We start from the raw sequence: 13,284 nt of genomic DNA, 5'->3' as shown, positions 1-13,284 counted from the left end.
ACGCGAGCCTGCTCACTTGGAGCTGCTGGTGGAAGCGATGTTCTTGTAACCGTCGAGCCAAGCCTGAGCCTTCGCCTGAGCGTTGCCAGCGTTCACATCGCCGTTGACGATGGCGGTGCCGAAGGTCTTGCACGGATCCCAGAAGTTGCCCATCGCGGCGATGGTCGGCTGCAGGGTCGAGGTGTTCGCGATGGTGTCGTTCTGAGCCACGGCAGCCGGATCGTTCTTGTAGGTCGAAGCCAGGGACTTGTCGGTCGGGACGATCTGACGCATGGTGTAGTGGGCCTTCTGAGCCTCGGTGGAGCCAAGGTAGGTGGCGAACTCAGCGGCAGCCTGCGGAGCCTTGGAATTCGGGTTGTAGGCAATGGCCTTGGAGCCGTAGAACGCCTTCATCTGGTAGGTTTCGCCACCGGAGGTGGTGAAGGAAGGCAGCTGGGCTGCGGCGTAGTTGTCGCCGAGGGCCTTCTTCACGTCAGAAGCGGACCAGGTGCCGGAGAAGATGGCGTCCACGGTGCCGTTCTGCATGGCGGCGAGGCCAGCGCCCTCGTCGTTGTCCACGACGAAGTTCGGGTTCTTGACCAGGTCAACGAGGTACTTGGTGACGTCGGTCGCAGCGGCGGAATCCATCTTGATGCCGTCCTTCGCGTTGGAAGCGTCCTTGCCGAACAGGGTCATGCCCGCGCCGGTGTAGAAGGCCGGCAGGTACCAAGAGTTACCAAGGTTGAAGGAAACCTTGCCCTTCTGGAGCATGGTGTCGAGGGACTTGATGTCGTCAGACGAGAACTTGGACTTGTTGTAGTACATGAAGTAGGTGTTGCCGGTGAACGGAACGCCGTAGATCTTGCCATCGGTGCCGGTGACGGACTTGATGACAGCCGCGTCGTCCTGCTTCTTGATCTGTGCCTTGGCGTCATCGGAAACCTCGCCGATTGCCTGGGCGTTGATCAGGGTACCGAGCTGATCGTTCGAGAACATGTAGACATCGGCTGCGGCGGACGGATCCTGCTTGACGGTCGTGCCTGCGTCACCTTCGGAGACCACTGCGTTCTTCCACGTGATCTTGTACTCCGGGTGAGCCTTCTCGAACTGCTTTTCCATGGTGGGCAGCCAGGAGCTAGACTTCGCCTGATCCTCGGACGGGCCCCACACGGTCAGCTTGATTGCCTGGGTGCTCTTCGCCGCGGTGCCGCCGTTATTGCTGGAACCGCAGGCGCTCGCTCCGAGCAGCATCGCCACAGCGGCGGTGACGCCCAGAATCTTCTTCATGTATGTCATCCTTGACCTCCTAAAATTCCGCCCCGCTTTCGCGGAGCGAGTGTGTTTTCAGTGCAGCGGTCCGCACCCGGCCTCCTGCCCCTTCAGGCTATCTGACCGGATGCACGCCCGCTCACTGAAGTGGGCGGATTGTTGCGTACCTCCGAACCAACCAACAGTATACATGGATTTGCATACGTTCGCAAAAAACGATGCAAATTTCACGGTTTCGCGTGTCTTTTTGCGGTGGTGACCCGGCGAAATGATTTTGGTACAGCGGTTACGGGTTGATATTATGCGGTTTTGACTCCTTCTGAGATGTCTGCACCGTCTGCGAGTGTCGAAGTGCATCTCGTGTGCTAGCGTTTGCTGAACTGCTGAACACAGTGGTGCAACAGACACAGACGGGTGCGTGCTGGTAAGGCGCATCCCCAAGCGTGCGCAGCGTCGCATACGCGGCATCCGCCCTTGTGCCGGCAAGACAGACAGGCCGGACGGCGGAAGTCAGAAAGAAGGGAACGACATGACGACAACATTCACGCGGCCGGCATGGCTGGATACGGCCGTGTTCTACGAAATCTACCCGCAGAGTTTCTGCGACACGAACGGCGACGGCATCGGCGACATTCCCGGCATCACCGGCAAGCTCGACTACATCGCCTCGCTGGGGTGCAACGCGTTATGGATCAACCCCTGCTATGACTCGCCTTTCAAGGACGCCGGGTATGACGTGCGCGACTACCGCAAGGTTGCCCCGCGCTACGGTACCAACGACGATCTGGTCGAGCTGTTCCGCCAGGCGCATGCGCGAGGCATCCACGTGCTGCTCGACCTTGTGCCCGGGCACACCAGCGAGGAACATCCGTGGTTCAAAGAAAGCCAGCGCGCCGAACGCAACGAGTACTCCGACCGCTACATCTGGACCGACAGCGCGTTCGAAGGTTACTCGATGCCGTTCATCGGCGGGGAAAGCGAACGCAACGCCACATACATCCTGAACTTCTTCAAATGCCAGCCTGCACTGAACTACGGCTTTGCGAAGCGTGACCGGCGGTGGCAGTCCTCCACCGATTCGGCCGCGGCGAAGGCTACGAGGGACGCGATGGTGGACGTCATGCGCTTCTGGCTTGGGCTCGGCTGCGACGGGTTCCGCGTCGATATGGCGAACTCGCTGGTCAAAAACGACGGTGAGGACAAGCCGGAGACTATCAAGGCATGGCAGGAGATGCTCGGCACCATCAAATCCGAATTCCCACAGGCGGCTTTCGTCTCCGAGTGGGGCGTGCCCGAACAGGCCCTGGAAGCCGGTTTCGATATGGACTTCTACCTCGACTGGCGTTTTGGCGGCAATCCGAACGGCTACAACCTGCTCGCGCGGAACACGGATAATGCGCTCGACACCGCGGACGACCACAGCTATTTCAGCGCCGAGGGCGGCGGAAGCGTGCAGGAGTTCCTCAGCCAGTACATCCCGCAGTATCAGGCGATCCGCGGCAAAGGGTATTTCTGCTTCATCACCTGCAACCACGACACGCCGCGTCTCGCGCCGCGTCTGACCAAACGTGAGCAGCAGGTGGCGTTCGGTATGTTCCTGACCATGCCGGGCGTGCCGTTCATCTATTACGGCGACGAAATCGGCATGCGCTACCGCGATCTGCCGACCAAGGAAGGCGGGTACGCGCGCACCGGCAGCCGTACGCCCATGCAGTGGGACAGGTCGAAGAACATGGGATTCTCCAGCGCGGACTCGGATTCGCTCTACCTGCCGGTCGACCCGGCTGAGGATGCGCCGAACGTGGCCGAACAGGAGCGGGAGACCGATTCCATGCTCGCATGGGTGCGCGCTCTGCTGTCGTTGCGTGCCGATCACCGCGCGTTGCGGGCCAAGGCGCCGCTCGTCGTGCTCGCCCAACCCGAGCAGGGGCGGTCCTTCGCGTACTCGCGGGTGGCGGAAGACGGCTCGGAGCGTCTGGTCGTCGCGATGAACCCGGGGCTGAATACCGAAACGATCACCGTCCCCGCGCAAGGCGACAAGGCCAATGACCCGACCGTGCTGCTGTGCCTGGGCAATGCGCAGGCACATGGCAGCGAAGTGACCTTGGGGCCGCAGAGTTTCGTGATTGTGCACGTGTGACGGTTGCCTGGTTGTTTGCGACCGTTCGGCCGTTATTGGCCGTTTGTTCGTTTGATCGTCCGATTGCGGGCGGATGCGCAGGTCCCGCCGGTATGCCGCACGGTTCGGCCAGTGTTCCAGCGTGGTCTGGTGCATGGTGCCGTTCAGACCTAATGGGCATCCGCCCGCCGTCATTCCACAAAACCGCTCATATGCGCGTCATGGCATCATTGTTTTGCGTACAATGGCAGGAAAACCGGTTGAATTGAAGCGGGCCGTCATGACGTCCGTCATCTGGTGGGTACTGCAAAGCACATGATTTGGAGGAGCGAGGAGCGTGACTATGCGATACGAGGTGGTGCTATTCGACCTGTACGGGACATTGATCGACATTCACACGGACGAACAGGCGACGAAGCCGTGGCAGGAGTTGTGGGAGTTCCTCGACGCCACGGGCGCCCATTATGATGACGCTGCCCATCTGAAGGCGAGTTTCGACCAGCTCAATGCGGTCAATGTACAGGAAGCGCGCAAGGGCGCGGAACACCCCGATTGGGTGGAGCCTGACGTGTTGCCGGTCTTCCAGCGCTTGTATGCGGCCGGCGGTTCGATGGCTTCGCCGCAGCTCGCGGCGAAGGCAGCGTGGGTGTTCCGCAAGGCCAGCACCAGCAAGTTCGGTCTGTACCCCGGCGCTCTCGAGATGCTCGGCAAACTGCGCGAAGCCGGCATCCGCACCGTGCTCGCCAGCAACGCGCAGGCCTGCTACACGCGTCCTGAAATCGAGGCGACCGGATTGAACAAGGCCCTCGACCGCATCGTCATCTCCAGCGAGGAAGGCATGCGCAAGCCATCGCCGAAGTTCTTCCTGCGCGCGTTGGAATACGAGTACACGACACCTGATCGCGCGCTGATGGTCGGTAACGAGGAGCGGTGTGACATCCAGGGTGCCGCCTCGGCCGGCATCGACGGGGTCTACTTGCACACCGCAATTTCACGGCAGGACGATCCTGAAATCTGCGAACAGGCGGTGCTTTCCCTCAACGGCGCCGATTACGACGCGCTGACCGCTTTTGTGCTCGGCGAGTGAAAACACCGCATTTACAGACGGCCTCCAGTACTGTATGGGATAATGTCCCCCAGTTGCCGGCGGCCGTGGCATTCAGGTCACGCCGCCGGAGTCATGGACACGACTGACGGATAGGTGGTGCAAACCGGATATGGAAGACACCGTGACGGACGAATACGCGGACAATCAGGCGGCGCGCGGAGGGCGTAACCGCCGGCGGGGAATGACGACATTCCGCGTGAAAACCGTCGGGTGGCTGTTTGTGCTTCTCGCCACCATCGGCACGACCATTCTGCCGTCCATGCTCGGGTATCAGCCCGGATCAGACGACATGGTCGCGATGACGGTTCTGGTCATCTGCGAAGTGGTCTCCTGGACCGCCGTGCCCCTGTACGCGTGGCTGCTGGTGCAAGGGTACCGCCACACGCATAGCGTCATGCAATACGGGATACGTCTGCTGGCGCTCGCCATCATCTCCGAAGTTCCATACGATATGGCGACATCCGGCAAAGTCTGGGATATGAACTCGCAGAACCCGGTGTTCGCGCTGGTGATTGCGCTGATCGTGATTGCGGCGATTGACTGGGCGCGCGAGAACCTACAAGGTGTGGCGAAATGGGCTGCCATCGTGCTGATTGCCGCCGCAGGACTCGCCTGGGCGCTGCTCCTGCATGTCGGGCTGCGTCAAGGCATGTTCAACATGGGTGTGCTGCTCATCGGCATGGCGTTGGTGTTCTACGCGTTGGACGCGCACGAGAACACGATGATGATGACCGCAGGCGTGCTCGGGGCGGTGTTCTTCATCATGCCGGCGGTCGGCGTGGCGATGCTGCACACGCGGCGCGACGAACTGGGGTACGGCCATCCGTGGACGAAGTGGGTGTTCTACGCGTTGTACCCGGTGACGCTGCTGTTGTGCGCGCTGCCGGTGATGTGAGCTGCCGGTGGTGTGAACCGCCGAGCTGCGCTGCCGTTACTTCTTGAACACGGCGTCCGACCCGCGCAGCACCAACTGGGGCTGTATCGTCTCGTGCGGGTTGTCCAACGGTTCGTCGGCGATGAGCTTGAGCGCCTTCATGGCGGCGTTCCGTCCCATATCGCGCGGATTTTGCCGCATGGTGGTCAGATTGATCGTGTCGGCGTACGGGCTGTCGTCGAAACCGATGATTGAGTAGTCCTTCGGCGTGAAGTGGCCGTAATGCTCGAGCTTGAGCACCAGCGGAATGGCCATCATGTCCATCTGGCAGCAGATGGCGTCCGGGAATTCGTCGAGCGCAAGCAGCGCCGTGAGCGCGGAATCGGCGAACTCACGGCCGCGGGGGACGGACAATACCTGCCATTGCAAGTCGTGATTGTGCTCGGCGGCCTTGCACGCGCGTATGAATCCGCGCCCGCGGTCGTCGATGCTTGATGTGATGCCTTCGGCAGGTTCCGAGCACGTGTACACGATGTGACGGTGCCCGAGATTGATCAGATGCTGGGCAGCCATGAACATGCCCTCTTCGTCATTGATGCTGACGGAGGCGTCGAAATTCGAGGTGGACGGCGTGTTGATGCCGATGATCGGGACGTGGATGCGTTTGAGCTGTTCGACCTCGTAAGGGTCGATGGAGAACGAGTTGACGAATACGGCGTCGACGTTGCGACGGACCGGCAGAGTGGTGAAGAACTCCTTGCGGTTCTCGGCTGTGTCGATGTGCTGGAACAGGGAGATGTCATATCCGGCATCGTGAAGGATGTCGTTGATTCCGGCGAAGACTTCGGTGTTGAACCAGCTGGTGATCTCCTCGTTCATCAGGAGCGCGACACGGTATGCCTGGCCGGTTTTTAGAGCGGTGGCGGAGCGGGAGATGTTGAAGTCCAGCTTGTCCGCGGCACTGAGCACTTTCCGTCGGGTTCTCTCCGATACCAGCTCTGGGCGCGTGAAGGCGCGCGAAACCGTTGAGATGGATACTCCCGCCACTTTGGCGACATCTCGAATGCCAGCTTTTGCCATTCCTGCCCCTTTGCTTCATGCTCGTGCCATCAAGATTCAACGCTGATTCCGTCTCGCTATTGTACAGCTGTTTCATAATATTTGCAAACGTTGTCAGCTTTCGGCGCCGATGGTTGCGTCACCATCTTTCAAAAATCGCGAGAAAGCACGAATTCTCTGAGAATTCACCAAGAGTTGGGATGCCCTTCGACTGTGCGAACGTTGCCCGATGCTTTGCCGTCATAGCGTGCAAGCGGAACGAAAACCGACTCAACAACCACATGGTTCGCAGGCGAACGAACAGGGGCCTGCCTCGGTTTTCGTCGAGGAAAGGAAAAGAAGTGAAGCAACCAATTCGATCAAAGATCATGGCGGGCGTCTCGGCTCTTATGGCCGGCGCCGTCTGCGTGGCTCTGGCTCCCGGCGCGCTCGCCGCGGGAACCCCGAGCCTTGCAACCTTGAGCAGCCATGGCGGCGCTCAGCGCATCGCCAACACGCCGGCAACCGGCAAGGCGAAGAATGTAATCCTGTTCATTGGCGACGGTATGGGTGACTCCGAAATCACCGTTGCCCGCGACTACCTGTATGGTCCCGGCGGCACGCTTGAAGGCATCGACAAAATTGGTCAAGCCGGTGCCACCAGCGCAAAGGAAACCGGCGTCGGACAATACACGACCTACGCTGCGGGCGATGGCTCGGGAGACCGTCGCCAGCAAATCACGGCGGTGACGGATTCCGCCGCTTCCGGTTCTGCATGGGCGACCGGTACCAAGACCTATAACAACGCGGTTTCCGTGGACAACAGCTTCAATCCGCAGATGAACCTTATCGAGCTGGCCAAAGCCAAGGGGCTGGCGACCGGCAACGTGACCACCGCGGAAATCCAGGACGCCACCCCGGCAGTGATGGAATCCCACTCCACCCAACGCTCCTGCTACGGACCGCAAGGCAAGACCGACGGTAGCTCCGACGATTCCGCCAAGCGCTGCGATGTCGCCCAGCTCAAGCAGAACGGCGGCATCGGTTCCATCTCCGAGCAGTTGCTCGACACGCGTGCCGATGTGACGCTCGGCGGCGGCAACAAGTACTTCAACCAGACCGCCCAGGCCGGTGAGTACAAGGGCATGACGCTGAAGGAACAGGCGAAGACCCGCGGATACCAGTACTTCGAAGATCCGACTCAACTGAGCTCGTTGAAGGAAGCGAACCAGGATTCGCCAGTGCTCGGCTTGTTCTCCTCCGGGAATATGCCCACCCAATACAACGAGTCCACGCCGTACGATTACGATACCGCGGTCAAGATGTCGCTCGCCGGACAGAAGGACGGCAATCAGAGCCTCGTCACCTGCACCCAGAACTCCGAATGGCTCGGCAACAAGGGAGCTTCGCTGGCTGATATGACCGACAAGGCGATCGACCTGCTGTCTTCGAACAAGAACGGCAAGGAAAATGGCTACTTCCTGCAGGTCGAGGGCGCTTCCATTGACAAGCAGGACCACAACGCCAACGCCTGCGGCCAAATCGGTGAAACCGACGACCTCGACAAGGCCATCGCAGCGGCGCTGAAGAAGGTCGACCTGTCCAACACGCTGATCATTGTGACCGCTGACCACGCGCACACGAGCCAAATCGTCTCTTGGCCGACATACTACGGCTTGACCACCCCGCTGCGTTCCGCCGACGGCTCTGCGCTGTATGTAGCCTACGCGACGTCATCCTCGCCGATGGATAAGGGTGGTTCGATGAGCCACACCGGCACCCAGCTGCGCATCGCGGCTTCCGGCCCCGGCGCATCGCGCGTCAACGGCTTGACCGACCAGACCGACAACTTCTTCACCATCGCCAAGACGCTCGGATTGGCCAGCTCGACCCAGGAAATCAACGCGCTGTCCTCCAACGCCAAGGTTTCCGTCAAGGACGGCGTGGCCAAGGTCACCGGGTTCAACGGCGATGCAGTGCTCGGCTACCAGCTGCAAGACACGGAGACCGGTGCCGTGCTCGCCTCGTCGAACGATGACACCCCGGTCTCCGGCGTGCGCGTCGCCACCGGTGAGACCACGACCATCGACTTCAATGGTGTCAAGGGCTTCGACCCGAGCACATCGACCTACACGCTGACCGTCACCGGCAAACAGTCCGGCACGAAAGTCGCGACTGAGTTCGGCCTCACCGGCAACGGTGCGAGCAACGTGGTGGTCGCGCCGAAGACTGGCGACAAGGCTGGCGACAAGGCCCAGCAAGCTGGGTTGGTCGGTGCCCTGGTGGGCGCCCTCGGCCAAACCGGTACCCGCATCCTCGGCACGGTGATGGTGGCGCTTGCGCTCGCCGTCGCCGGCGGTTTGCTCGCCGCATGGCGCCGCGGCATGTTCGCTCGGAAGTAAGCCCCGCGGCGGTGTCAGCGGTGGTGCCGCCAAAGGGCTCCGGCGAATGCCGCGATAACTGAATAGGGAGTCCCCGCATGTCCTTCGGTGTGTTGCGGCTGCTGCCGCTGCGCCGGAGGGCATTCGGGTCGGCTGATTGGCTGGACTGGCCTCTCGCGGGTCGGGTTCGGCGAGTGCGGCAGGCTCGAAACCATCCGGATGCCCTTGTCGGGGCTCCGTGGGGAATCTCCAAATCCTTCTTCTCATATTCCTAATGTGTGACGTCCTTCGGGGCGGACAACGCCGGCAGATCCGCGGTTTCGCGGTCGGCCGGCGTTTGTTGTTAGGGGGAGCTGGTCTGGCCCGTTTCAGGCATGCGTGTTTTGGCTTGCTGACGGCATCGGCGTGGCTCGCTTGCATGGCCGGAAAAATTTTCGCGACATGTGGGAATAAAAGTTGACCATTCAAAGTTGAGTAATGTAGGCTCAAGTTTGGAAGCATCCAACGGCACGGCCTCCGGGCGGTGCCGATTGAGCGAAGACGTAGACAACAGAACAACAATAAAGGAGAACATATGGGACGCGCAGTTGGTATCGATTTGGGTACGACAAACTCCTGCATCGCAACGCTGGAAGGCGGTGAGCCCACCGTTATCGAGAACGCGGAAGGTGCTCGCACCACCCCGTCGGTGGTCGCCTTCAGCAAGTCCGGTGAGATCCTGGTCGGCGAAGTCGCCAAGCGCCAGGCTGTCACCAATGTCGATCGCACCATCAGCTCCGTCAAGCGCCATATGGGCACTGACTGGACGGTCGAGATCGACGGCAAGAAGTGGACCCCGCAGGAGATTTCCGCGCAGATCCTAATGAAGCTCAAGAGGGACGCCGAACAGAAGCTCGGCGAGCCCGTCACCGACGCCGTCATCACCTGCCCGGCGTACTTCAACGACGCCCAGCGTCAGGCCACCAAGGACGCCGGCAAGATCGCAGGCCTCAACGTGCTGCGTATCATCAACGAGCCGACCGCCGCGGCACTGGCCTACGGCCTCGAAAAGGGCAAGGAAGATGAACGCATCCTGGTCTTCGACCTCGGCGGCGGCACCTTCGATGTCTCCCTGCTGGAAATCGGCAAGGACGACGACGGCTTCTCCACCATTCAGGTGCAGGCCACGAATGGCGACAACCACCTCGGCGGCGACGATTGGGACCAGAAGATTATTGATTGGCTCGTCGGCGAAGTCAAGAACAAGTATGGCGTTGACCTGAGCAAGGACAAGATCGCGTTGCAGCGGCTCAAGGAAGCTGCCGAACAGGCCAAGAAGGAACTGTCCAGCGCCACCAGCACGCAGATCTCCATGCAGTACCTGGCCATGACGCCTGACGGCACTCCGGTCCACCTCGACGAGACGCTCACCCGTGCGCACTTCGAGGAAATGACCTCCGACCTGCTTAACCGTTGCCGCACGCCGTTCAACAACGTGCTGTCCGACGCGGGCATCTCCGTGAGCGACATCAACCATGTCGTGCTCGTCGGCGGTTCCACCCGTATGCCGGCCGTCAAGGAGCTCGTCAAGGAACTCACCGGCGGCAAGGAAGCGAACCAGTCCGTCAACCCGGATGAGGTTGTCGCCGTCGGCGCTGCTGTGCAGTCCGGCGTCATCAAGGGCGACCGCAAGGACGTCCTGCTCATCGATGTGACCCCGCTGAGCCTCGGCATCGAGACCAAGGGCGGCATCATGACCAAGCTCATCGACCGCAACACCGCCATCCCGACCAAGCGCTCCGAGATCTTCTCCACCGCTGAGGACAACCAGCCGAGCGTGCTCATCCAGGTCTATCAGGGTGAGCGTGAATTCGCCCGTGACAACAAGCCGCTGGGCACCTTCGAGCTGACCGGCATCGCTCCGGCCCCGCGTGGCGTCCCGCAGATCGAGGTCACCTTCGATATCGACGCCAACGGCATCGTGCACGTGTCCGCCAAGGACAAGGGCACCGGCAAGGAGCAGTCCATGACCATCACCGGCGGCTCCGCCCTGCCGAAGGACGAGATCGACCGCATGGTCAAGGAAGCGCAGGCTCACGAGGCCGAGGACAAGAAGCGCAAGGAAGAGGCCGAGACCCGTAATCAGGCCGAATCCTTCGCCTACTCCACCGAGAAGCTCGTCAACGACAACAAGGCCAAGCTGTCCGACGATGTGGTCAAGGAAGTCACCGAGAAGGTCAACGCCCTCAAGGAAGCCCTGAAGGGCGACGACATCGAGAAGGTCAAGACCGCCCAGAGCGAGCTGATGACCTCTGCACAGAAGATCGGCCAGGCACTGTACGCCCAGCAGGGCGCTGAAGGTGCCGCTGGTGCTGGTGCCGCTGGTGCCGCAGGCCAGGCTTCCGGTGCGGCCTCGTCCTCTGACGACGACGTGGTTGACGCCGAAGTCGTGGACGATGACGACGACAAGAAGGACAACAAGTAATGTCCGACTTCAACAAGGACGATTACCTCAAGGACCTGCCGGATGTCGACTCGCTCAACGGCGAGGGCGCGTCCGGCCAGGCCGGAGGATCGCATGAGCAGAACGCGTCGGCATCCGCGGGCGGACAGTCCGCAGGTGCCGGCAGCGCCGCCGATCAGCCGCACGAGCAGGCATCGGACACCGCCAAGGCGGGCAGCGCAGCGTCGCCAGACGCCGAGTCTGCCGCAGCTGGAGACGATAAGAGGCAAGCCGCGCAATCCGCCGCACAACATGCGCAAGATGACGCGCAGCATGCTTCCGCCGGTGCTGCCGACAACGGCAAGGACGGTGACGCCGACCATGATAAGGACGGCTCCCTGACCCCTCTGGGCCAGGCGAAGAAGGAAGCCGCCGAGTACTTGGAGGCGTTGCAGCGTGAGCGGGCGGAGTTCATCAACTACCGCAACCGCATGAACAAGGAGCGCGAACAAAGCCGCCAATACGGCATTGTGGACGTGCTCACCTCGCTGCTGCCGGCGTTGGACGATATCGACCGGATCCGTGAACACGGGCAGATGGATGATTCGTTCAAGGCCGTCGCCACCAAGATCGACAAGACCTTCGCCAAATTCGGCGTCGAGAAATTCGGCGAGAAAGGCGAGGATTTCGATCCGACCAAGCATGAGGCGGTCCTGCAGAAGCCGGATCCCGAAGCCAAGAAAGAGACAGTAGACACCGTCGTCGAGGCGGGGTACCGAATCGGCGATCGCGTCGTGAGGGCAGCCCGCGTCGTGGTGTCCATGCCTCAGAACTGACCGAAGTGGCGGGAACCATACTCCCGCCATGCCGGTCGCCGTGCATCCCGCGGGTGGCGTCATACGCTTCCTGACAGATGCGGCCGACGGCCGGATATACGTTCGCCGGGCCGCGCCAATCCAGCTCAACGGATTGGCGCGGCCCGGCATCAAACAAGCAAACACTACACGTGTGGAACAACAGGAGCGGAAACGCAATCACGTACCGCGCAAATCTATGGGATTGGAGGCATAGATGGCTGAGAATGAATGGCTGAGCAAGGATTTCTACAAAGTCCTCGGTGTCTCCAAGGACGCCAGCGAAGCCGATATCACGAAGGCGTACCGCAAGCTGGCGCGCAAATATCATCCTGATCTGAACAAGACCAAGGAAGCGGAGGAGAAGTTCAAGGACATCTCCGAGGCGTACGACGTACTGAGCAACAAGGATCAGCGTCAGAAGTATGACGCGATCAGGCAGTTCGGCATGGGTGGCGCGAGGTTCGCCGGCGGCTCCGGGCAAGGCGGATTCGACGCGTCCGGATTCTCCGACATCTTCGGGTCAATGTTCGGAGGTGGTTCCGGCAACGGAGGCACGCGCATCCGGTTCTCGACATCCGGGGGCGGCCAGCCGAATATGGACGATATTTTCTCGATGTTCGGCGGCGGTGCAGGTGCCGGCGCAGGTTCGCCGTTCGGCGGGGCACGCAGCGAATACCAGGAGACGCCTCGCCCGCAGCAGGGTGCCGACCGCAAGTCGAAGATCACCCTGACCTTCCGTCAAGCGGTCAAAGGCGCCACGGTCTCCTTGCGCGTGGACGGCAAGCAGTTCAAGACCCATGTGCCGGCGGGCGTCGAAGATGGGCAGAAGATCCGTATCCCCGGCAAAGGCAAGCCGGGACTGTACGGCGGCAAGCCGGGCGACATGTACCTCACCGTCCATGTCAAGGCGGATCCGAAGTTCTCGCTGCGTGGCCACGACATCGTCATGGACCTGCCGATCAGCGTCGGCCAGGCGGTGTGCGGCGGCAAAATCAGCGCGACGGATATTGACGGCAATGACGTGACGTTCAAGGTGCCTGCCGGTTCCTCGAGCGGCACGGAAATCAGGCTTAGTGGACATGGCGTTCCCGGGCATGACGGCGATTTGGTCGCCCGCGTGCAGATTCAGGTGCCGTCGAAGCCGGGTCTGGGCATCAAACACGCAGCGAAGGAATTCGACTCCGCGACCGGCGATTTCGTGGACAAACTCGCCGAAGGACGCTGAGACGTTGACATT

General features: G+C 61.2%; 9 protein-coding genes. 7 read left to right on the top strand and 2 right to left on the bottom strand.

Going from position 1 to position 13,284, the window contains the following annotated elements:
* Positions 1 to 12 precede the first annotated feature (12 nt).
* Positions 13 to 1,275, bottom strand: a complete 1,263-nt coding sequence (locus CQR48_RS08305) for an extracellular solute-binding protein (RefSeq protein WP_180334594.1) — start codon at positions 1,273 to 1,275, stop codon at positions 13 to 15.
* A gap of 502 nt (positions 1,276 to 1,777) precedes the next feature.
* Here CQR48_RS08305 and CQR48_RS08300 point away from each other — a divergent pair.
* The 3 genes from CQR48_RS08300 (at position 1,778) to CQR48_RS08290 (ending at position 5,370) form a co-directional block, all read left to right on the top strand.
* On the top strand, positions 1,778 to 3,388 hold the full coding sequence (locus tag CQR48_RS08300) for an alpha-amylase family glycosyl hydrolase (protein ID WP_015451203.1): 1,611 nt from the start codon (positions 1,778 to 1,780) through the stop codon (positions 3,386 to 3,388).
* 322 nt (positions 3,389 to 3,710) lie between these two features.
* Positions 3,711 to 4,454 carry an HAD family hydrolase gene (locus CQR48_RS08295; protein ID WP_015451202.1) on the top strand — a complete coding sequence of 248 codons (744 nt, stop codon included), beginning with the start codon at positions 3,711 to 3,713 and terminating at the stop codon, positions 4,452 to 4,454.
* Between the two features lie 130 nt (positions 4,455 to 4,584).
* Complete coding sequence (locus CQR48_RS08290; protein ID WP_101452605.1) at positions 4,585 to 5,370, top strand: TraX family protein; 786 nt, start codon at positions 4,585 to 4,587, stop codon at positions 5,368 to 5,370.
* A 36-nt stretch (positions 5,371 to 5,406) separates the two neighbouring features.
* Here CQR48_RS08290 and CQR48_RS08285 read toward each other — a convergent pair whose 3' ends face one another.
* Positions 5,407 to 6,429 carry a LacI family DNA-binding transcriptional regulator gene (locus tag CQR48_RS08285; RefSeq protein ID WP_015451200.1) on the bottom strand — a complete coding sequence of 341 codons (1,023 nt, stop codon included), beginning with the start codon at positions 6,427 to 6,429 and terminating at the stop codon, positions 5,407 to 5,409.
* Between the two features lie 347 nt (positions 6,430 to 6,776).
* Here CQR48_RS08285 and phoA point away from each other — a divergent pair, with 347 nt between their 5' ends.
* The 4 genes from phoA (at position 6,777) to CQR48_RS08265 (ending at position 13,272) form a co-directional block, all read left to right on the top strand.
* Complete coding sequence (gene phoA / locus CQR48_RS08280; protein WP_101452604.1) at positions 6,777 to 8,789, top strand: alkaline phosphatase; 2,013 nt, start codon at positions 6,777 to 6,779, stop codon at positions 8,787 to 8,789.
* Positions 8,790 to 9,342: 553 nt separating this feature from the next.
* Entirely contained in the window at positions 9,343 to 11,232 is a 1,890-nt protein-coding gene (gene dnaK, locus CQR48_RS08275; RefSeq protein WP_015451198.1) for a molecular chaperone DnaK, read from the top strand.
* The gene (gene grpE, locus CQR48_RS08270) at positions 11,232 to 12,026 is read left to right on the top strand and encodes a nucleotide exchange factor GrpE (protein ID WP_101452603.1); all 795 of its coding nucleotides are present in this window, start codon (positions 11,232 to 11,234) and stop codon (positions 12,024 to 12,026) included. The genes dnaK and grpE overlap by 1 nt, the downstream gene beginning before the upstream one ends.
* Before the next feature lie 235 nt (positions 12,027 to 12,261).
* Positions 12,262 to 13,272, top strand: a complete 1,011-nt coding sequence (locus tag CQR48_RS08265) for a DnaJ C-terminal domain-containing protein (protein WP_015451196.1) — start codon at positions 12,262 to 12,264, stop codon at positions 13,270 to 13,272.
* Positions 13,273 to 13,284 lie beyond the last annotated feature (12 nt).

Origin of the sequence: Bifidobacterium thermophilum, assembly GCF_002846655.1 — a bacterium.
In the GTDB taxonomy this organism is placed as follows: Bacteria; Actinomycetota; Actinomycetes; order Actinomycetales; family Bifidobacteriaceae; genus Bifidobacterium; species Bifidobacterium thermophilum.
This window is presented reverse-complemented; position numbering and strand designations above follow the sequence as displayed.